The organism is Pseudomonas sp. FBCC-B1565, from assembly GCF_059133265.1.
On sequence record NZ_CP101438.1, the window covers coordinates 2,130,807 to 2,150,414 of the forward strand.

The 19,608-nt window shown below is 58.8% G+C and carries 22 protein-coding genes and 4 tRNA genes; 14 read left to right on the top strand and 12 right to left on the bottom strand.

Going from position 1 to position 19,608, the window contains the following annotated elements:
* Positions 1-177: 177 nt before the first annotated feature.
* The 7 genes from NL123_RS10070 to NL123_RS10100 all read left to right on the top strand — a co-directional run bounded on the left by NL123_RS10070 (position 178) and on the right by NL123_RS10100 (position 4,832).
* Positions 178-735, top strand: a complete 558-nt coding sequence (locus tag NL123_RS10070) for a CvpA family protein (protein WP_003192538.1) — start codon at positions 178-180, stop codon at positions 733-735.
* A gap of 41 nt (positions 736-776) precedes the next feature.
* Positions 777-2,282 carry an amidophosphoribosyltransferase gene (gene purF / locus NL123_RS10075; RefSeq protein WP_058426877.1) on the top strand — a complete coding sequence of 502 codons (1,506 nt, stop codon included), beginning with the start codon at positions 777-779 and terminating at the stop codon, positions 2,280-2,282.
* Between the two features lie 65 nt (positions 2,283-2,347).
* Positions 2,348-3,559 carry an O-succinylhomoserine sulfhydrylase gene (locus tag NL123_RS10080; RefSeq protein WP_248483074.1) on the top strand — a complete coding sequence of 404 codons (1,212 nt, stop codon included), beginning with the start codon at positions 2,348-2,350 and terminating at the stop codon, positions 3,557-3,559.
* An 11-nt stretch (positions 3,560-3,570) separates the two neighbouring features.
* Positions 3,571-4,335 (top strand): SDR family oxidoreductase, encoded by a 765-nt coding sequence (locus NL123_RS10085; protein ID WP_033901791.1) that lies wholly within the window; start codon positions 3,571-3,573, stop codon positions 4,333-4,335.
* 107 nt (positions 4,336-4,442) lie between these two features.
* Positions 4,443-4,518 (top strand) — tRNA-Val (locus NL123_RS10090).
* 55 nt (positions 4,519-4,573) lie between these two features.
* Positions 4,574-4,650 (top strand) — tRNA-Asp (locus tag NL123_RS10095).
* A 105-nt stretch (positions 4,651-4,755) separates the two neighbouring features.
* Positions 4,756-4,832: transfer RNA gene (locus NL123_RS10100), tRNA-Asp, on the top strand.
* A 161-nt stretch (positions 4,833-4,993) separates the two neighbouring features.
* Here NL123_RS10100 and NL123_RS10105 read toward each other — a convergent pair.
* Positions 4,994-6,277, bottom strand: coding sequence for an NAD(P)/FAD-dependent oxidoreductase (locus tag NL123_RS10105; protein WP_248483072.1), 1,284 nt, complete (start codon positions 6,275-6,277; stop codon positions 4,994-4,996).
* Between the two features lie 184 nt (positions 6,278-6,461).
* On the opposite strand from NL123_RS10105, the gene NL123_RS10110 reads away from it, so the two are divergent.
* A tRNA-Val gene (locus tag NL123_RS10110) sits at positions 6,462-6,538 on the top strand.
* A 97-nt stretch (positions 6,539-6,635) separates the two neighbouring features.
* On the opposite strand, the gene NL123_RS10115 is transcribed toward NL123_RS10110, so the two are convergent.
* Both NL123_RS10115 and NL123_RS10120 read right to left on the bottom strand, forming a co-directional pair.
* Positions 6,636-6,800: a hypothetical protein gene (locus NL123_RS10115; RefSeq protein WP_248483071.1), complete on the bottom strand. Its 165-nt coding sequence runs from the start codon at positions 6,798-6,800 to the stop codon at positions 6,636-6,638.
* Positions 6,801-6,809: 9 nt separating this feature from the next.
* Positions 6,810-7,355, bottom strand: a complete 546-nt coding sequence (locus tag NL123_RS10120) for a hypothetical protein (protein WP_494357691.1) — start codon at positions 7,353-7,355, stop codon at positions 6,810-6,812.
* A 340-nt stretch (positions 7,356-7,695) separates the two neighbouring features.
* Between NL123_RS10120 and NL123_RS10125 the strand changes: the two genes are divergently transcribed.
* From NL123_RS10125 to pcp, 3 genes are read left to right on the top strand one after another with little or no spacing between them, the layout of a single operon-like run.
* Positions 7,696-8,412 carry a DUF969 domain-containing protein gene (locus tag NL123_RS10125; RefSeq protein ID WP_248483067.1) on the top strand — a complete coding sequence of 239 codons (717 nt, stop codon included), beginning with the start codon at positions 7,696-7,698 and terminating at the stop codon, positions 8,410-8,412.
* Positions 8,409-9,359, top strand: coding sequence for a DUF979 domain-containing protein (locus tag NL123_RS10130; protein ID WP_248483065.1), 951 nt, complete (start codon positions 8,409-8,411; stop codon positions 9,357-9,359). The genes NL123_RS10125 and NL123_RS10130 overlap by 4 nt, the downstream gene beginning before the upstream one ends.
* Before the next feature lie 7 nt (positions 9,360-9,366).
* Positions 9,367-10,008, top strand: coding sequence for a pyroglutamyl-peptidase I (gene pcp, locus NL123_RS10135; protein ID WP_248483063.1), 642 nt, complete (start codon positions 9,367-9,369; stop codon positions 10,006-10,008).
* Between the two features lie 15 nt (positions 10,009-10,023).
* On the opposite strand, the gene NL123_RS10140 is transcribed toward pcp, so the two are convergent.
* From NL123_RS10140 to NL123_RS10160, 5 genes are all read right to left on the bottom strand, one after another.
* Positions 10,024-10,242, bottom strand: coding sequence for a hypothetical protein (locus NL123_RS10140; RefSeq protein ID WP_248483061.1), 219 nt, complete (start codon positions 10,240-10,242; stop codon positions 10,024-10,026).
* A gap of 125 nt (positions 10,243-10,367) precedes the next feature.
* A complete protein-coding gene (locus NL123_RS10145; protein WP_494357692.1) occupies positions 10,368-11,768 on the bottom strand; it encodes a heavy metal sensor histidine kinase in 1,401 nt (466 codons plus the stop codon).
* Entirely contained in the window at positions 11,765-12,436 is a 672-nt protein-coding gene (locus NL123_RS10150; protein WP_015884955.1) for a heavy metal response regulator transcription factor, read from the bottom strand. Before NL123_RS10150 ends, NL123_RS10145 begins: the two co-directional genes overlap by 4 nt.
* A gap of 42 nt (positions 12,437-12,478) precedes the next feature.
* Positions 12,479-12,724, bottom strand: coding sequence for a DUF2790 domain-containing protein (locus NL123_RS10155; protein WP_248483057.1), 246 nt, complete (start codon positions 12,722-12,724; stop codon positions 12,479-12,481).
* Positions 12,725-12,835: 111 nt separating this feature from the next.
* Positions 12,836-13,606, bottom strand: coding sequence for an alpha/beta fold hydrolase (locus NL123_RS10160; protein ID WP_058426268.1), 771 nt, complete (start codon positions 13,604-13,606; stop codon positions 12,836-12,838).
* A gap of 205 nt (positions 13,607-13,811) precedes the next feature.
* Here NL123_RS10160 and NL123_RS10165 point away from each other — a divergent pair, with 205 nt between their 5' ends.
* Positions 13,812-14,489: an HAD-IA family hydrolase gene (locus NL123_RS10165; RefSeq protein WP_248483055.1), complete on the top strand. Its 678-nt coding sequence runs from the start codon at positions 13,812-13,814 to the stop codon at positions 14,487-14,489.
* 517 nt (positions 14,490-15,006) lie between these two features.
* Here the strand turns inward: NL123_RS10165 and csrA are convergent.
* Positions 15,007-15,201 (bottom strand): carbon storage regulator CsrA, encoded by a 195-nt coding sequence (gene csrA / locus NL123_RS10170; protein ID WP_003192511.1) that lies wholly within the window; start codon positions 15,199-15,201, stop codon positions 15,007-15,009.
* Between the two features lie 263 nt (positions 15,202-15,464).
* Here csrA and NL123_RS10175 point away from each other — a divergent pair, with 263 nt between their 5' ends.
* A complete protein-coding gene (locus tag NL123_RS10175) occupies positions 15,465-15,830 on the top strand; it encodes an SPOR domain-containing protein (RefSeq protein ID WP_494358292.1) in 366 nt (121 codons plus the stop codon).
* A gap of 31 nt (positions 15,831-15,861) precedes the next feature.
* Here the strand turns inward: NL123_RS10175 and NL123_RS10180 are convergent, their stop codons facing one another.
* The 3 genes from NL123_RS10180 to NL123_RS10190 all read right to left on the bottom strand — a co-directional run bounded on the left by NL123_RS10180 (position 15,862) and on the right by NL123_RS10190 (position 18,067).
* Positions 15,862-16,551, bottom strand: coding sequence for an endonuclease (locus NL123_RS10180; protein ID WP_071492196.1), 690 nt, complete (start codon positions 16,549-16,551; stop codon positions 15,862-15,864).
* 4 nt (positions 16,552-16,555) lie between these two features.
* The gene (locus NL123_RS10185) at positions 16,556-16,807 is read right to left on the bottom strand and encodes a DUF1654 domain-containing protein (protein WP_083351486.1); all 252 of its coding nucleotides are present in this window, start codon (positions 16,805-16,807) and stop codon (positions 16,556-16,558) included.
* Positions 16,808-16,978: 171 nt separating this feature from the next.
* Positions 16,979-18,067, bottom strand: coding sequence for an asparaginase (locus tag NL123_RS10190; protein ID WP_058426261.1), 1,089 nt, complete (start codon positions 18,065-18,067; stop codon positions 16,979-16,981).
* 553 nt (positions 18,068-18,620) lie between these two features.
* On the opposite strand from NL123_RS10190, the gene NL123_RS10195 reads away from it, so the two are divergent.
* On the top strand, positions 18,621-19,577 hold the full coding sequence (locus tag NL123_RS10195; RefSeq protein ID WP_248483046.1) for a sugar ABC transporter substrate-binding protein: 957 nt from the start codon (positions 18,621-18,623) through the stop codon (positions 19,575-19,577).
* The last annotated feature ends 31 nt before the right edge of the window (positions 19,578-19,608 follow it).

Here is a 19,608-nt window from a genome sequence, read left to right on the forward strand (position 1 = left end):
TTGAAATGCGGTCAAGTGTGGGAGGGGGATTACCCCTCCCACAGTTGTTTCGGGGTGTGCTTGAAATTGGATTCACTCGTCCCAAACTACTGATTTGCAAGGCAGCCACAATCACAGCTTACCGACAGCCCGACGCTCTGCTAAAATGCGCCGCCTCATCTGTCCGTAGGCTACAACGTGCCATTTACCTGGGTTGATTGGGCGATTGTTGCAATCGTCGCCATCTCCGCTTTGATCAGTCTAAGCCGCGGCTTCGTTAAGGAAGCACTGTCGTTGCTGACTTGGATCATCGCAGGAGTCGTAGCCTGGATGTTCGGTGGTTCATTGTCGGTCTACCTGGCTGGATACATCGAGACACCTTCGGCTCGCGTCATCGCGGGCTGCGCCATCATGTTCATCGCCACGCTGCTGGTGGGGGCAATGGTCAATTATCTTATTGGCGAGTTGATACGTGTCACCGGCCTCTCCGGGACCGATCGATTTCTCGGCATGGCCTTCGGTGCCGCGCGTGGCGCGTTGCTGGTGGTCGTGGCGGTCGGCCTGTTGAGCCTGGGGCCGGTACAGCAGGATTCGTGGTGGCAGGAGTCGGTACTCGTGCCAAAATTTCTATTGGTTGCAGACTGGTCCAAGAACCTCATTCTGGGGTGGAGCAGTCAGTGGCTGGCCAGCGGAATCAGCGTACCCGCTGATCTTCCGTTCAAGGAACACCTCTTGCCGGCCAAAACGCCTCAGTAAGTTGTGTTCAGTCAAGATTCATTAAGTAGGGGTTGCGTCGCATGTGTGGCATCGTCGGTATCGTCGGTAAGTCGAACGTCAATCAGGCGCTGTATGACGCGCTAACCGTCCTCCAGCACCGCGGCCAGGACGCTGCCGGTATTGTGACCAGCCACGACGGCCGGTTATTCCTGCGCAAGGACAATGGCCTGGTACGTGACGTGTTCCATCAGCGTCACATGCAGCGCCTGGTCGGGCACATGGGTATTGGCCATGTGCGTTATCCGACTGCCGGTAGCTCGACTTCGGCCGAAGCTCAACCGTTCTACGTCAACTCGCCTTACGGCATTACCCTGGCGCACAACGGCAACCTGACCAACGTTGAACAACTGGCCAAGGAGATTTACGAATCTGACCTGCGCCACGTCAACACCAGCTCCGACTCGGAAGTGCTGCTCAACGTGTTCGCCCACGAGCTGGCCCAGCGCGGCAAGCTGCAGCCGACCGAAGAAGACGTATTTGCCGCCGTGACTGACGTGCATAACCGTTGCGTCGGTGGTTACGCGGTAGTGGCCATGGTCACCGGCTATGGCATCGTCGGTTTCCGTGACCCGCACGGCATTCGCCCGATCGTGTTCGGCCAGCGTCACACCGACGAAGGCGTCGAGTACATGATCGCTTCCGAAAGCGTGTCCCTGGACGTGCTGGGCTTTACCCTGATCCGCGACCTCGCGCCGGGCGAAGCGGTGTACATCACCGAAGACGGCAAGCTGCACACCCGCCAGTGCGCTGTGGCACCGAAACTCACCCCGTGCATCTTCGAACACGTCTACCTGGCGCGTCCGGATTCGATCATCGACGGCGTTTCGGTCTACAAGGCACGCCTGCGCATGGGCGAGAAGCTGGCCGAGAAGATCCTGCGCGAGCGTCCCGAGCATGATATCGACGTGGTGATCCCGATCCCGGACACCAGCCGTACCGCTGCGCTGGAGCTGGCCAACCACCTGGGCGTCAAGTTCCGCGAAGGCTTCGTGAAGAACCGCTACATTGGCCGCACGTTCATCATGCCGGGCCAGGCGGCGCGCAAGAAGTCGGTACGCCAGAAGCTCAACGCCATCGAGCTGGAGTTCCGCGGCAAGAACGTGATGCTGGTGGATGACTCCATCGTGCGTGGCACCACCTGCAAGCAGATCATCCAGATGGCCCGCGAAGCCGGTGCGAAGAACGTCTACTTCTGTTCCGCAGCGCCTGCCGTGCGTTACCCGAACGTGTACGGCATCGACATGCCGAGCGCCCACGAGCTGATCGCGCACAACCGTTCGACACAGGACGTGGCCGACCTGATCGGCGCCGACTGGTTGATCTACCAGGACCTGCCAGACCTGATCGAGGCGGTCGGCGGTGGCAAGATCAAGATCGAGCAGTTCGACTGCGCGGTATTCGACGGCAAGTACGTGACCGGCGACGTTGACGAGGCCTACCTGAACAAGATCGAGCAGGCGCGCAACGACTCGTCGAAGATCAAGACCCAGGCGGTCAGCGCGATCATCGACCTGTACAACAACTGAGTGACAACCGGCCCTGAGGGGCCGGTTTTGTATCTTAAATAAAGAATCGAGTAAGGAGTGGCAGCATGAGTCAGGAATGGGATGCCGGTCGGTTGGACAGCGACCTCGATGGCGTAGCTTTCGATACCCTGGCTGTGCGCGCCGGCCAGCACCGCACCCCGGAAGGTGAGCACGGTGATCCGATGTTCTTCACCTCCAGCTACGTGTTCCGTACTGCGGCTGATGCCGCTGCGCGCTTTGCCGGCGAAGTGCCGGGCAACGTCTATTCGCGTTACACCAACCCGACCGTGCGTGCGTTCGAAGAGCGTATCGCGGCGCTGGAAGGCGCTGAGCAGGCGGTTGCAACGGCGACCGGCATGGCAGCCATCCTGGCGGTGGTGATGAGCCTGTGCAGCGCTGGCGACCATGTGCTGGTGTCGCGCAGCGTGTTCGGTTCGACCATTAGCCTGTTCGAGAAGTACTTCAAGCGCTTCGGCATTGAAGTGGACTACGTGCCCCTGGCGGACCTGTCCGGCTGGGATGCGGCGATCAAGGTCAACACCAGGCTGCTGTTCGTCGAGTCGCCGTCCAACCCACTGGCCGAACTGGTGGATATCGCGGCGTTGTCCGAAGTGGCGCACGCCAAGGGCGCAATGCTGGTGGTCGACAACTGCTTCTGCACCCCGGCGCTGCAACAGCCGTTGAAGCTGGGCGCGGATATCGTTGTGCACTCGGCCACCAAGTTCATCGACGGCCAGGGCCGCTGCATGGGCGGTGTGGTTGCGGGGCGCAGCGAACAGATGAAGGAAGTTGTCGGCTTCCTGCGCACCGCTGGCCCGACCTTGAGCCCGTTCAACGCCTGGATCTTCCTCAAAGGCCTGGAAACCCTGAGCCTGCGCATGAAGGCCCATTGTGCCAACGCCCAGGCCCTGGCCGAGTGGCTGGAGCAACAGGACGGTATCGAGAAGGTGCACTACGCCGGTCTCAAGAGCCACCCACAACACGAATTGGCTCAGCGTCAGCAGCGTGGTTTCGGTGCTGTGGTTAGCTTTGAAGTAAAGGGCGGCAAAGAGGGCGCCTGGCGCTTTATCGATGCGACACGCCTGATCTCCATCACTGCCAACCTGGGTGACAGCAAGACCACCATTACCCACCCGAGCACCACCTCCCACGGTCGCCTGGCGCCGCAGGAGCGTGAGGCAGCGGGTATCCGTGACAGCCTGATCCGCATCGCGGTAGGCCTGGAAGACGTGGCTGACTTGCAAGCTGACCTGGCTCGCGGGCTGGCGGCCTTGTGATCGAGTGGTCCATGGAAGCGGCAGCGGCCAGTAACGGGCGTGTCGCGCTGGTGACGGGTGCTGCGCGCGGCATTGGCCTCGGGATTGCCGCGTGGCTGATCAGCGAAGGTTGGCAGGTGGTGTTGACCGACCTGGACCGCGAGCGCGGTTCCAAGGTGTCCAAGGTACTGGGAGACAACGCCTGGTTTATCAGCATGGATGTGGCCGACGAGAAGCAAGTCGCCCAGGGTGTTGCCGAGGTGTTGGGGCAGTTTGGGCGCCTGGACGCGTTGGTCTGCAACGCGGCGGTGGCCGACCCGCGTAACATCACCCTGGAAAGCCTGGACCTGGCGTACTGGAATCGGGTGCTGGCGGTGAACCTCAGTGGGCCGATGTTGTTGGCCAAGCACTGTGCGCCGTATCTGCGTGCCCACGGCGGCGCCATCGTCAACCTGGCGTCGACCCGGGCTCGCCAGTCGGAGCCGGACACCGAGGCCTATGCGGCGAGCAAGGGTGGCCTGCTGGCCCTGACGCACGCCCTGGCGATGAGCCTGGGGCCGGAAGTGCGGGTCAATGCGGTCAGCCCCGGCTGGATCGATGCGCGTGACCCGGCGGCCCGGCGTGCCGAGCCGTTGAGTGACGCCGATCACGCCCAGCATCCGGCGGGTAGGGTGGGGACCGTGGAAGATGTGGCGGCGATGGTGGCATGGCTGCTGTCGCGCCAGGCGGGGTTTGTCACCGGGCAAGAGTTTGTCGTGGACGGTGGCATGAGCAAGAAGATGATTTACAGCGAGTAGGGCGGATAGCCGTCTTGAAGCAATTTTGTCTTTTTCAGAAAAACTTCAAGCAGGCTATTGACTTAGGTCTGCTACCTGCGTAAATTTCGCGGCCTCAACGAAGCAAAGGGTGATTAGCTCAGCTGGGAGAGCATCTGCCTTACAAGCAGAGGGTCGGCGGTTCGATCCCGTCATCACCCACCACTTCTTGAGAGTTTTGCTTCACGGTAAGACGCAACGTTAAAGGTTGCACCGACGCGCAGCGGTAGTTCAGTCGGTTAGAATACCGGCCTGTCACGCCGGGGGTCGCGGGTTCGAGTCCCGTCCGCTGCGCCATATTATCCAGGTTCGATGTGTCGGACTTGAGATTGAACAGCCAAGGCTGATCAATCAGATGTTTAAAGACGGTTGAGGGTTTACGCTCAACCGGTCAAGCGATACGCAGCGGTAGTTCAGTCGGTTAGAATACCGGCCTGTCACGCCGGGGGTCGCGGGTTCGAGTCCCGTCCGCTGCGCCATATCTGCCTCAAGGCCCACTGAACGCCTTGGAGCACAAAGCAAGCCTCTGGCTACTTTGATCCGATAGCAAAGACCCTGGTCGAAAGACCGGGGTTTTTTGTGTCTGCGATTTGATAATGCAACCTGGAGGAGCCCGCAAACGAGCTCCTGCAGGTTCGAGTCAGAATCCCAATTTGTCGCGTAGCCCGTAGTACCAGGCGCCCATTGCCGCAAACGGTGTGCGCAACAGTTGCCCGCCCGGGAACGGGTAGTGTGGCAGGTCGGCAAACGCGTCAAAACGCTCTGCCTGGCCTCGCAGTGCCTCCGCCAGTACCTTGCCCGCCAGGTGCGTATACGTCACGCCATGGCCGCTGCAGCCCTGTGAGTAGTAGATGTTGTCGCCCAGGCGACCTACCTGCGGCAAGCGCGACAGGGTCAGCAGGAAGTTTCCGGTCCAAGCGTAGTCAATCTTCACGTCTTTGAGCTGTGGGAAGGCCTTGAGCATCTTCGGGCGGATGATCGCTTCGATGTTTGCCGGGTCGCGTGCGCCATACACCACGCCGCCGCCGAAGATCAGGCGCTTGTCGTTGGTGAGGCGGTAGTAGTCGAGCAGGTAGTTGCAGTCTTCGACGCAGTAATCCTGCGGCAGCAAAGTTTTCGCCAGCTCGTCGCCCAAGGGGGCGGTGGTGATTACTTGCGTGCCGCACGGCATCGACTTGGCGGCCAACTCCGGCACCAGGTTGCCCAGGTAGGCATTCCCCGCGACGATGATGAACTTGGCCCTGACCTTGCCCTCGGCGGTATGCACCACCGGGTTGGCGCCGCGCTCGATACGCACGGCAGCGGATTGCTCGTAGATCGTACCGCCCAGGGACTCCACGGCGGCCGCTTCGCCGAGTGCCAGATTGAGCGGGTGGATGTGCCCACCGCTCATGTCCAGCAGGCCGCCGACGTAGTTGTCACAGGCCACTACTTCGCGAATACGGCGTTCGTCCAGCAGCTCCAGTTGAGTGTGGCCGTAGCGCTCCCACAGGCGCTTCTGCGACTCCAGGTGGCCCATATGCTTGCTGTTGAGCGCGGCGAATACACCGCCGTCCTTCAGGTCGCACTGAATCTGATACTTGGCCACGCGCTCACGGATAATCTTGCCGCCCTCGAACGCCATCTGCCCCAGCAGTTGCGCCTGCTTGGGCCCAACGCTGCGCTCGATCACATCGATATCCCGGCTGTAGCTGTTGACGATCTGCCCGCCGTTACGGCCCGAGGCGCCAAAACCCACCTTGGCGGCTTCCAGCACCGTTACGCGAAAACCGTTCTCCAGCAGGAACAGCGCACTGGAGAGGCCGGTGTAGCCTGCGCCGATCACGCACACATCGGTTTCGACTTCGCCTTGCAGGACCGGGCGAGGGGGAACGGCATTCGCGGAAGCGGCGTAATACGACTGGGGATAGGGGGTGTTCGCCATCCTGGAACCTCTGTTTTATATTTTTTACGAGTGCGCCGATCCTACCTGAGTTGAAAATTGCCTGCCAGCCACCCGAAATCCGCGGGTGTGCCCCGCGCAAATAAAAAATTCGCATATTCATAGGGTTAGCTGAAAAAAAGATGTTGACACCCCTCCGGAATTCCGTAGAATGCCGCCTCACAGCAGGCACGTAGCTCAGTTGGTTAGAGCACCACCTTGACATGGTGGGGGTCGTTGGTTCGAGTCCAATCGCGCCTACCAAACAAAATCCGCTCTGCTGGGCGGTCTAGAAGGGCTCACCGAAAGGTGGGCCCTTTTTTGTTGCCTGCGATTTGCAAAACTTTTGCAAACCCTCTCTTCAGCCCGTATCTCCAAGAAAAATCTGCAGCAACACCAGTTCAACAACCGCCACCAGCAGCAAAAACATCACGAACCCGAGTGAGAACACGCGTTTTCGCCGTGGTGGGGTGTAGTCGCCTGCGAACTCAAGCAGCTTCCAGATGAATTCGAGAAACTCGCTCACGATGGCGGCTTACTTGGCTTTGGCGTTCTTGATATCGCTGATCATCTGTTTGGCAATCGCCTGCACCTGCTTCTGCGTCATGGCCGAGGCAATGCCTTCCCAGGCGGATGACGAGGTGTCGTAGGTGCGCGAGCCAATCGGCGTGCCGGATTTGAGGTCCGAGTAATCTGCGCGGGAGAACACCCAGGCGTTACCTACCAGCGCGCCGGCTACATACCGTGAGCCCGGCTCGATGTAGCGAAACTTGCTCACATTGATCTTGATGCCGACACCTTCTTCACCACTCGGAACCACTGCAGGGCTTTCAGTGACGTTGAAACCGGCCTGGCGGGCCTCCACTTGCAGCGCGTTGTTCCAGTCACGCTTGAGCAGGTTCCAGTCCGGGTTTTGCTCGACCTGGCCTTCGCCCTTGATGCTGACCACGAGGTTGTGTTTCGCGGAGTCCGGGATCGCCAGCGCTGCGCTGCCGCCACTTTTTACCTTGGCGGCGCAACCACCCAGCATGGACAGCGCAACTGCGCAGGAGAGGGCGATCAGGACCTTTTGGGTTTTCATTGAATTTCCATATCCACAACAGTAATCGGGAAGAGTGTGCTGATTTGAGGTGCACGCCTGATAAGACAGGCGGCGCTAAGATGCGCGAATCCCTGCGGGTCTGTCCACATCTCGTTACATGCATGCTGTGCAATCACCCACAAAATTTATTGGTTCGCAGCAACAATTTTTCTTGTTGGACACCTCCCGTCCCCAGGCAGCAAAGTTGCCGCCACTGACGCTCGACCTTCCGGGTCAACAATAAAAAACCGAGCCGACTGCACGCCACTTCCTGCTGTGAACCCTTTGTTCACATCCTGCTGTAATGGCGCCGCAGCGCGCACTTAAGGACCTCACCGCCATGCAAACTGTTGTGAACTTATGGCCGTTGATCGGCGTACTTGTGATCGTGGTTGGCTTTGTTTTGCGCATCAACCCTCTGTTGGTGGTCACCGCGGCCGCTATCGCTACCGGGCTTGCCGCCCATTTTCCCCTGGAAAAAATCCTCGCCACCATGGGCGATGGCTTCCTTCAGACCCGTGCCCTGCAATTGATTCTGTTGCTGCCTCTGGCGGTCATTGGCCTGTTGGAGCGCCATGGGTTGCGCCTGCATGCGCAGAACTGGATTGCACGGTTCGAGCGCGCCACGGTCGGGCGTTTGTTGATCATCTATTTGTTTGTGCGTGAATCCACGGCTGCCATGGGCCTGACCAGCCTGGGCGGGCATCCGCAGATGGTGCGTCCGTTGCTGGCGCCGATGGCTGAGGGTGCAGCGGAAAAACGCTACGGCAAACTTCCTGACAAACTGCGTCATAAAGTGCTGGCGATGTGCGCGGCGACTGACAATGTCGGCCTGTTTTTTGGTGAGGATATCTTTGTCGCCTTTGGTGCAATCGCCTTGATGCATACCTTCCTGCTTGGGTCGGGGATTGATGTGGAGCCGCTGCATATTGCGGTGTGGGGGATTCCTACCGCGATCTGCGCCTTCATCATTCACGCGATCCGCCTGCATCGGTTTGACCGCAGGCTCACCCGAGAGATGACGCCGGCAGCTGCATCCGTGGAGGCTGCACAATGATTATTTCCATTCAATACCTGTACTGGCTGGCCGGGGTCCTGCTGCTGATCACGGCTTGCATGATCCTGATGGACCGCACCCATCCCAAGCGTTGGTCCAGTGCATTGTTCTGGCTGTTGTTCGCCATTCCATTCCTGATCGGTGAGCGTCTGCCTTCGGTGGCTATCGGGGTAGGCATAGTGGTCATGGCCTTGATTGCCGGCATGGGCGGCGTCGGCCGTGGCAAGCATGCCGAGTTGCACGACAAGGCATCCCGTGCCAGTGCGGGTCGCCTGGGGCACAAGCTGTTCATCCCGGCGTTGGCGATTCCGCTGACCACGGTGATCGGCTCGGTATTGCTCAAGCACACCGAGATTGGCGGAGTGCCGTTGCTGGACCCGAAAAACACCACCTTTGTCTCCCTTGGTATCGGCTGCCTGATCGCCCTTGGCCTGGCGTGCTGGTTGACCCGCGATACGCCGGTGCAAGCCTTGCGTGAATCCCGTCGCCTGACTGAAGCGCTGGGCTGGGCCATGGTGCTGCCGCAGATGTTGGCAATGCTGGGCTTACTGTTCAACGAAGCTGGGGTTGGTACGGCTGTCGCGCATGTCACCACCACTTATATCAACCTGGATTACAAGTTGGTGGCGGTGATGGTCTACGTGCTGGGCATGGCGTTGTTTACGGTGATCATGGGTAATGGCTTCGCGGCTTTCCCGGTGATGACTGGCGGTGTCGGCGTGCCGGTGCTGGTCGGCATCTATGGTGGTAACCCGGCGGTGATGGCGGCGATCGGCATGTTCTCCGGCTACTGCGGTACCCTGATGACCCCTATGGCCGCCAACTTCAATATCGTCCCGGCGGCATTGCTCGAGCTGCCGGACAAGAACGCGGTGATCAAGGCTCAGCTGCCGACCGCGTTGATGATGCTGGTGGTCAATATTGTGCTGCTTTACCTGTTGATGTGAGGCCGTTATGCAAATAGTTCTGCTGACGGGTTTCGAGCCCTTTGATCAAGACCCGGTCAACCCCTCCTGGGAAGCCGTGCGCCAACTGGACGGCGTGCAGCTGGGCAGCGACGTGCAGATTGTTGCGCGTCGACTGCCTTGCGCATTTGCCACAGCGGGCCCGTGCCTGGCCGGGCTGATCGAAGAGTTGCACCCGGCGATGGTAATTGCGACTGGCCTGGGGCCTGGGCGTAGCGATATCTCAATCGAGCGGGTGGCGATCAATGTCAATGATGCACGCATCCCCGATAACCTCGGGGAGCAACCTATCGATACGGCAGTTGTAGACGGCGGCCCGGCGGCCTACTTCACGACCTTGCCGATCAAGGCGATGGTCAAGGCCGTGCGTGAGGCGGGAGTCGCGGCCTCGGTATCGCAGACGGCTGGGACATTTGTGTGTAACCAGGTGTTTTATCTGTTGCAGCATGCGCTCGCAGGTTCTGGGGTGCGCAGTGGGTTCATCCACGTACCTTTTCTGCCAGAGCAGGTGGCAGATTCACAGCGGCCCTCAATGGCGCTGGATACATTGGTTGCGGGGCTGCAGACAGCTGTGCTGGCGGCGTGGCAAACATCCGTCGATGCAAAGGAAGCGGGCGGGCAGGTCAGTTGATCAGCCCGCTGCTCCTCAAGTCGCAAACAGTCGGGTGAGCCCGAAGGTGATCGCGCAGGCCAGGCCTGTCATGGCGAATGCGGTTGCCACGTACCACTTGATAAGGTTCAGTTCAGTGGTTGCCAGGTCGGCCTTGGACGCGAAGTGCTTATCCATGGCGTCTGCCTTGCTCGAAACGGTGATCAGCTTCTCATTCATTTCAGCCAGCCCCTTTTCCAGTAAGCGCATTTCCATTTTGGAATCTCCATTGTTTTACCGCTGCCGGCTCTACCTTGAGCCCATTGGGAAGCAAAATTAGCCTGGCTTGCGTCGAGCGGTTAAGAGACAAACCTTTGCAAAATAACACCGGGCGTTTGCGCTCAATCTTCCCGTTTCGGAAAGAACAACTCAAAACACGTCACGCCTGCCTCACTGCTCACGCTGTACCGTCCGTTGTGCAGTTGCATGATGGTTGCCACAATCGATAACCCCAACCCGTTGGACTGCGCCGAACGTTCCCGTGACTCATCCACTCGGTAAAACCGTTCGAACAGGCGCGGCAGATGCTCGGCGGCGATGGTCTCTCCTTGGTTGCTGACCCTCAGGTGAATGCCCTCGGCGCTTGGCACGGCGCGGATCTCCAGCTCGGTACTCGGTGCACCATATTTGATGGCATTGGCACACAGATTTGCCAGGGCTCTGCGCAGCAGCATCGGCTCCGCCCAGATCACGCCTTCACCTTCGGCACGAATGCTGATATCCACATCACCCGCCAAGCCCTCAAAGTACTCGGCGATGCGTTCCACCTCATCCACGGCACTGAGTTCCTGGCGTTGACGCAAAGCACTCGCCGGGTCGGTGCGCGCGAGGAACAGCATGTTGTCGAGCATCCGCGCCAGGCGTTCAAGCTCTTCGACATTGGACGCAAGCAACTGCTGGTAACTTTCAATGCTGCGGTGCTGTTGCAGGGCGACCTGGGTTTCCCCCAGCAAATTGTTGATGGGCGTGCGCAGTTCGTGGGCCATGTCGGTGGACACCTGGCCCAGTTGCACAAAGCCCTTGGCCAGCCGCTCAAGCATGGTGTTGAACGAATCTATCATCGGCAGCAGTTCTTTCGGCGCACCGTGGCTGTCGAGGCGTTCGGCAAGGTTGCCGACACCAATGCCCTGGGCGTGCCGGGCCAAGCGGCGCAACGGCACCAGCCCACGATGAACCAGCAGGTAACCGACCACTGCCAGGATAATTGCAGCAATGCTCGCCAGGATATAAACGCTCAAGCGATAGCTGGCGAGTACGGCGGTGCGTTCGGTCATCAGGCGCCCCGTGGTGACTTGCAGGCTGCCCAGGTCACCGGAGTCGATGGACGCGCCCAGGGTTGCAAAGGGTACCCCATTGATGCCGGGAAAATGGTGCACGTCGGCGAACGTCAGTTCGTGGTTCTTGGGGACCGGCGGAACGTCTGGCAGGTCGATATTGCCGGGGTTGACCGTCAGCAGGGGCTTCTGGCCTGGCGCGGCGATGCTCAGCACTGACTCGCGGTTGCCGAGCATGTTCTGGAACAACTCCGGCTTGGTCTTGATCAGGTCCAGGGTGTTGCTGTCATTGAGCAGGTTGCGCAATTGATCGATGCGGTAGATCAAGGCTGCGTCGTCACGCATGATCAGTTCACGCTCCAACTCGCGATACAGCGCCACGCCGAGGGTCGCCAGCAGGGCGAAGGCGAGCAGGGCGAAGATCAACGCCAGGCGCAGGGTCAGGGAGTAATGACGGCGTGTGTTCATGGTTGGGTATCGAAGCGGTAGCCGATGCCACGCACGCTGTGGATCAGCTTGAGCTGGAAAGGGTCGTCGATTTTCAGGCGCAGGCGTCGTACAGCGACGTCCACCACATTGGTGTCGCTGTCGAAATTCATGTCCCACACCCGCGACGCGATCAGCGAACGGGACAGCACCTGGTCCTGATGAGTTGCGAACAGGTGCAGTAAGGCGAACTCTTTGTTGGTCAGGGTGATACGGGTGCCTGCCCGGGTGACGCGACGCTTGAGCACATCGATTTGCAAGTCGGCGATCTGCAGTTGTTCCTCTTCGCGGCTTGGGCCGCGACGGGTCAGGGTTCGCAAGCGTGCCACCAGTTCAGCGAAGGAAAAAGGCTTGATCAGGTAATCATCGGCACCTAGCTCCAAGCCCTTGATGCGGTCGGCAATGTCATCGCGAGCCGTCAGAAAAAGTACCGGCGTATCCGCTTCCTTGCGCAGGCGACGCAGCACTTCCCAGCCGTCCATTTTCGGCATCATCACATCCAGCACGATCACGTCGAACGGTGTTTCCAGGGCCTGGTGCAAACCGTCCACGCCATCACGGGCGAGGCTGACGGAGTAACCCAGTTCCTGCAGGCCGTTGAGCAGGTAATTGCCGGCCTTGGGTTCGTCTTCGACTACAAGAATGTTCATGGGAAGTGCCCCGTCTCAATGCGTGGCGCAAGTGTAGCCCGATCAATTGTCACTGGCGCAACCGATGCCCTGGACCTGGTAGTCCAACACATGTTCGCGACCCTGGCTGTCCAGGTAGTCGAGGCGCGCCGGGACAATGCCGCATTGGCCGTAGGTGTCGGTGCTCGACAGCACTTTGGCCACATCCAGGTGTACGAAGAAGCCGGTTTTGTCATGGATCACAGGTTCAGTTGCAAACACGGAACCGGTAGCGAGCAGAGCGGCAAAGCCGAGGATAAACAGTTTCATGGCGGTATCTCTCTTAAGGGGTTGGCTGCCAGATCGTGGCGTTGAGTTCACAGTAACCAGGCACCCCGAACAGCCAACCAACAGGATGATGACAAGTTTGTAATGCAGGGCTCAGGGCTGGCGGCCGGAGGCTTCGAGGATCAGGTCGGTGATTTCCTTGGCGTGGGACACCAGCGACAGGTGGCTCGAAGGCAGCTCGATGGTGGTGGCGTTCATGCGCTTGGCGAGGAAGCGCTCCAGGTCTGGATTGATGGTCTGGTCATTCGCCGACACCGCATACCAGGAAGGCTTGGTGTGCCAGGCGGCGTTGACAGTGCGACCGCTGAACAGGGTCTTGGTGATGGGCTGCTGCACGGCGTACAACTCCAGGGCCTTGGCATGCGGCACATCGCCGGCAAAATACTTGAGGAAGGCCTCCTGGCTCAGGGTGAGGTAGCCGTCGTGGTCTTCAACGCCGGCCCGCACCGGCATGCTCGGATACTTTGCCGAGAGCGCGACAAAGTCTTCATTGGCGTCCGGCGCGCGTGCGGCCACGTACACCAGGGCGCTGACCTTCGGGTTGGCCCCAGCGTCGCTGACCACGGTGCCGGCGTAGGAGTGGCCGACCAGAACAGTGGGGCCGTCTTGCTGGGCTAGTACACGGTTGGTGGCGGCGACATCGTCGGCCACCGAGGTCAGCGGGTTTTGTACTGCAGTGACATGCAGACCGGCGGCCTGGAGGCGGGTGATCACCTCGGACCAACTTGAGCCGTCAGCCCAGGAACCGTGCACCAGCACCACGTTATTGGCTTTGACCGGCGCCACGGTGCCGGCCATGGCGGTACCTGTGCCCAGCATCAGCAGGCTGGCGGCGATCAGGCAGAGTTTGCTTGCAGGCTTCATGGGGGGACCCTTTTCATCAGTAGGAAGTGGCGTCATCCGGTGTGGGTGACTGACGACTCCACTGTATGAAGTGAGGGTGCTGGTAAGGCTTACCGCTCCATTACAAACCTGTAATGCAATCGACCTCGGTAGCGTTTACAAGCACCAAGGCGATCCGTAGATTGCATCGGGCCTATCATTTTTCCGCTCATGAGGAATTCGCTCAGTGTCTATCCGAGGTTCAGCCGTGTTCAATCGCCGTTACCGTGCCTTTTTGTTTGATATGGATGGGACCTTGCTCAACTCCATTGCCGCTGCCGAGCGGGTGTGGAGCATCTGGGCTGAACGTCATGGCCTGGATGTGGCGGCTTTCTTGACGACTATTCACGGTGCCCGCGCGATCGACACCATCACACGCCAGGCCTTGCCGGGCGTCGATCCTGAGGTTGAAGCGCAGTGGATCACCGAGGCTGAAATCAATGATGTCGAAGGTGTTGTGGCGATTTCCGGCGCCGTGGCGTTTCTGAACCGCCTGCCGGGTGATCAATGGGCGTTGGTCACTTCTGCTCCAAGGGAGTTGGCGTTGCGTCGACTGCAAGCCGCGGGCATTGCGCCGCCGGCGGTATTGGTGACGGCTGAAGATGTGGCCCTCGGCAAACCGAATCCGGCTTGTTACGTTTTGGGGGCGCAACGCCTGGGTGTGCCGGTGCATGAATGCCTGGTGTTTGAAGATGCAACGGTGGGTATTCGTGCGGGAGAGGCCGCAGGCGCGGATGTGATGGTCGTGACGTCGACGCATCACACGCCTATGACCACTGACCATCCTTCGATAGACGGGTATCAGCAGTTAGACGTACAGCGTGACGCGGACGGCTTGTTGTACTTGCAGAGGGGGGCGGGCTGATACGAAAAGGCCAAGCTCGCGCTGTGACGCTGTTGATGCCGGTGTCTACTGGCGATGAGCGCGATGTCACTGAAGCGTTTGCCGACACAACCTGCGTTGCACGGACTTCTGGATAGGTTTGAGACAAAACAGGAACAAGTACCCGCAAAGCAGCAGCGCCAAGTCCAGCCCTGAACGAGGGGCGGTGGAGCCGGAGCCTTCGATTGCATACTTCAAACCATAGGCCAGCCCTGCGAAGACCCATCCTATCGATAAGGCGATCATCCAAGACGTGTAGGCAAATGGCGGTGGGGGTCTGGGCCGCATCGACGTGCTCCTGAATGCACACGGATGGCTGAGTGTCAGTCAGAAGATTCGGCTGAGAATGAAACAACAAGTTCCGGGCGTGAAGACAGTTTCATCTTTCCATGAAGATGAACGCATTGGTGGCGTCAGTCACGCAGCAATGACAAGAGCGGTGTGAAGAGGTTTTCGCCAGCCATTACAGTGTACGAAAGGGCTGGCTACTGAGGGCGCTTCAAGGCGTCTGGTTTTTGTCCGGGGCAGTCAAACCGGCCTGGATGCGCTGGTAGATTTCCTCGCGATGCACGGCAACATCCTTGGGTGCGTTGATGCCGATTCGTACTTGCTGGCCGCTGACGCCCAGGATGGTGATCGTGATGTCATCACCGATGTTTATGCTTTCACCAACTTTGCGGGTGAGTATCAGCATGGACTTCTCCTTGATTACTTTTAAGGACACATGTTTCAGACAGGGCAGGTGTCGGATGTGTGTAGCTTACTGCTAAGCGCTTCCCTGTGACTGCCTCTTTTTAGGACGCATAGAGGCGACATTAATTCCCATGGCGGCATCATACAGGTCTGCGATACATGATTCGCATTGTTTAAGCCAACGTTTATGACGGCCAGAATAGACAGTGAATGATAAAGTCGCCTCTTTATCTTTAAAGGAGCAGGGCAGTGCGTAAAGTAGCGATGGCAATGGCGGTGTTGGCATTGGCCGGTTGCGGTGAGGGCAAACGCGTCGAGGCCCCCAGGAGCAAGCCTGCCGTGACCGAAACCCAGCCGCAAACCGGCGCGATTGCTGCCCAGGAATGGGATGTATGGGTAGGGCCGCCGGACCACAAGCTACAGGCCATCACCGACCTTACGGCCTGGTTGCTGGAACATGGTTTCAACTTTTACATCGTGAAGGTTGACGGCAAGGACGAAGTCCTGCTGGGGCCGTTCGCGACCAAGGCTGAAGCCGAGGCCAAGCAAGCACTGCTCAACGAGAAAATGGCGCGCGCCAAGAAAACCGATACTGAATCGCAGGTTGTCGAGCACAAGGCTGCACAGTAACGCGCCGGGTGGGCGGGAGTTTCGCCCATTTTCAACTACAGGCTTTCAGATTCACCGGGCCGACAAACTCATTGCCGCGCCCCATCACACACGCCACTGTCTGGTTACGCTGGCGCTCCCAGGCCTGCACCGGGTAGGTCTTGTTCCAGGCTTCGTACAACTGGCGATCCTGTTTCGACAGTCGCAAGCCGTACTGTTTGCTCATATAAAAATAGGTGCGGGCGATCATTCCCCGGATGGAAGGGCGCGGCATGACCTTCTTGGCCTTGAAATCCACTTGAGTCAGGCAAGACCCGTACTGCCCGCTTTGTACCGGCAGCCAGCCAAAACTGAAGTTATTACGGTCACCGTTGACCTCGCCGATGCTTGGCACCAGGTTATGCAGGTCCGCTTCGGCGCGCTTGAACACGTCATCATGGCGCGTGCAGTTCTTACGCCCACCGTCCTGCCAGCATTGGCGCTGATGCCCGATCTGCCAGGCGGGAACAATGTGCTCCCATTCGATGCGTGCGGCACGATTGGCGTTTTTGCGGGGGATGTAGCCACAGGCTTTCAAGTCCACGCGATTGCCCGTGTACTTGCAGCCGCAATAGAACTCGGTGGATTGTGGAGCGTAGAGCTTCCAGGCGATTTTCTTGGCTTCACTGAACGTGCGTGGCGCCTGGGCGTGGGCGGTGACGGCAAAAAACAGGCAGCACACCGCGATAAAACGGACACTCATTGAATCAATCTTCCTTCGGTACAACCCAGAAAATCTGTACGCCACCGTCGTCACGATAGGCGAGGGTGACATTGTCGTTCTCTGCGATTTCCTCCAGTAAGCGCGCCCATTCATCCTCAGGCTCGTCCGGCAAACGGAAGATCAACGCTGCCTTGGCTTTCTGGGCGTTGGTTGAATTGATGATCTTTTGCACGCGAATAGCCAGGCGTTCGTAGGCATCAGGTGCGGTGGGCACTGCGGAAGAGGACTTTGCCACGGAGTATTCCTTAATAAGCTGTACGCACATACAGTATTTAACTGTAGGTGATTTCGCAACTACTTAAAATTCAAGAAGTTCGTCTTACAGCAATTCAGGCAATTGGATGTAGGGCGGAGCGTGAGGGTGTAGGAGCGAGCAAACTCGCTCCTACAGGGGGGCAGTCAGGAATCAGTATTCCCAGAACATCCGCTGCAGCTCTTTGCTGTCTTGGGTCTTGGTCAAGGCGACCATGGCCAGGATGCGGGCTTTCTGCGGGTTCAGGTCGAGTGCAGCGACCCAGTCGTATTTGTCGTCAGGCTGTTCGGCGTTGCGCAGAACCATGCCGCCGGCATTCACGTGGGAAGAGCGAATGATCTGTACACCCTGCTTGCGCAGTTCCACCAGGGCAGGTACGACTTTCGAGGACACGGAGCCGTTGCCAGTGCCGGCGTGGATGATGGCTTTGGCGCCTGCTTGAGCCAGGGCCTTGTAGGCAGTGTCGCTCACGTTGCCGTAGCCATAGGCGATCTCGACGTCCGGCAGGCTCTTGATGTTCTTGATATCGAATTCCGAATCCATGGTGTGACGCTTGGCCGGCAAGCGGAACCAGTAGGATTTGCCTTCAACCACCATGCCCAGTGGGCCCCATGGGCTCTTGAACGCTTCGGTCTTGATATTGATCATCTTGCTGACGTCGCGACCCGACTGGATCTCGTCGTTCATGGTGACCAGCACGCCTTTGCCGCGTGCATCCTTACTGCCGGCCACGGCCACAGCGTTGTACAGGTTGAGCATGCCATCCGCCGACATGGCGGTGCCTGGTCGCATGGAACCGACCACCACGATTGGCTTGTCGGTTTTCTCCACCAGGTTCAGGAAGTAGGCGGTTTCTTCCAGGGTGTCGGTACCGTGGGTGATCACGATGCCGTCCACGTCCTTGCTGTCGGCCAGTTCGGCGACGCGGCGACCCAGTTGCAGCAGGTTTTCATTGTTGATGCTTTCGGACGCAATTTGCATCACTTGCTCGCCACGCACATTGGCGATCTGGCTAAGCTCAGGAACACCCGCGATCAATTGCTCGATACCGACTTTCGCTGCCTGGTAGGTGGCGCTGTTGGCTGCGCTGGCACCGGCGCCAGCAATGGTGCCGCCGGTGGCGAGGATCACCACGTTGGACAGTTTGGTCTTGGTTTCAACTTCCTTTGCCTGGGCGGCAACGGGGAACAACAGCAGGAGGGCTAACGCGCCCGGAACAAAAGTCTTCAGTGCAGATTTCATTATTTTTCTCTCTGGTTTTTGATGAGTGCTGTAGCAGGTTCATCTAGAACACCCGGGCGGTTCTGAATGCCACGAGGTGATGGGGTAGAGCAGGATCTGTACCAGGCTCAGCGTGATCGCTAAAACAATTTAAATGATTGATTTATAACAATTAATATTGATTTTTCGGGTTTGTTGATAATGTGGGTGTCCGGCTTTCCGAACATCGGACTGCATTGTGTTCGGTTGTCCGAAAAAGTTGACCGCCAGGCTTTGGGGGATGCATGAATGATGCGCACCAGCCTGTCGTTTTAAGGAGCGACCGAGAGGGTGCGATGTTTAACTGCACCTATGCTCAAGCGGGAGGGAGGGCGTGGATGAAAGGCTGTTTTCAACCGTTGACAAATCTCGACAAGGTTCTCATAGTTTGAATAACGCAAACGTTTGCGAGATGTTTCACGGAGCACTCCTTGAGTATCGTGACAGCTCGTATCAGCCGCCCGGGTGGGAAGGCTGCCGAAGGGGTCTTCGGTGCAAGCGTTGCTCACAATAATCATAAGATCGGAGTGAACCCATGAAGCTGCCATTCGCTGGACGTCTTCTTGCTGTCGCTGTGCTTGCTGCTGCATCTGCTGCCCTGCCTCTCTCCTCTGCATTTGCCGATGACGCCGCCAAACCCAAGGTCGGCCTGGTCATGAAATCCCTTGCCAATGAATTCTTCGTCACCATGCAGGATGGTGCCAAGGCGTATCAGAAAGAACACGCCACCGATTTCGACATGATCACCAACGGGATCAAGAACGAAACCGATACCAGCGCGCAGATCGACATCGTCAACCAGATGATCCTCGCCAAGGTCAACGCCATCGTCATCGCGCCTGCCGACTCCAAGGCACTTGTCACCGTGCTGAAGAAAGCTTCGGACGCCGGTATCAAGGTCGTCAACATCGACAACCGCCTGGACCCGGACGTGCTCAAAAGCAAGAACCTCGACATCCCCTTCGTAGGCCCGGACAACCGCAAAGGCTCCAAGCTGGTCGGCGACTACCTGGCCAAGCAACTGGCCTCGGGTGACAAGGTCGGTATCATCGAGGGTGTTCCGACGACCACCAACGCCCAGCAACGTACCGCAGGCTACAAGGATGCGATGGACGCTGCCGGCATGAAGATCGTCTCCACCCAATCCGGCAACTGGGAAATCGACCAGGGTCAGAAAGTGGCATCCGCCATGCTGAGTGAATACCCCGACCTCAAGGCCCTGCTGGCCGGTAACGACAACATGGCCCTGGGCGCCGTCTCTGCCGTGCGCGCGGCCGGCAAGGCTGGCAAGGTGCTGGTCGTAGGCTACGACAACATCGAAGCCATCAAGCCGATGCTGCAGGACGGCCGTGTCCTGGCGACCGCTGACCAGGCTGCTGCCCAGCAAGCCGTGTTCGGTATCCAGAATGCGCTCAAGCTGGTCAAGGGTGAGAAAGTCGATGCCAAAGATGGCGTGATCGAAACCCCGGTCGAACTCGTCCTCAAGAAGTAATCCTGGCAGCACCCAACAGCGCCCGCTCGTC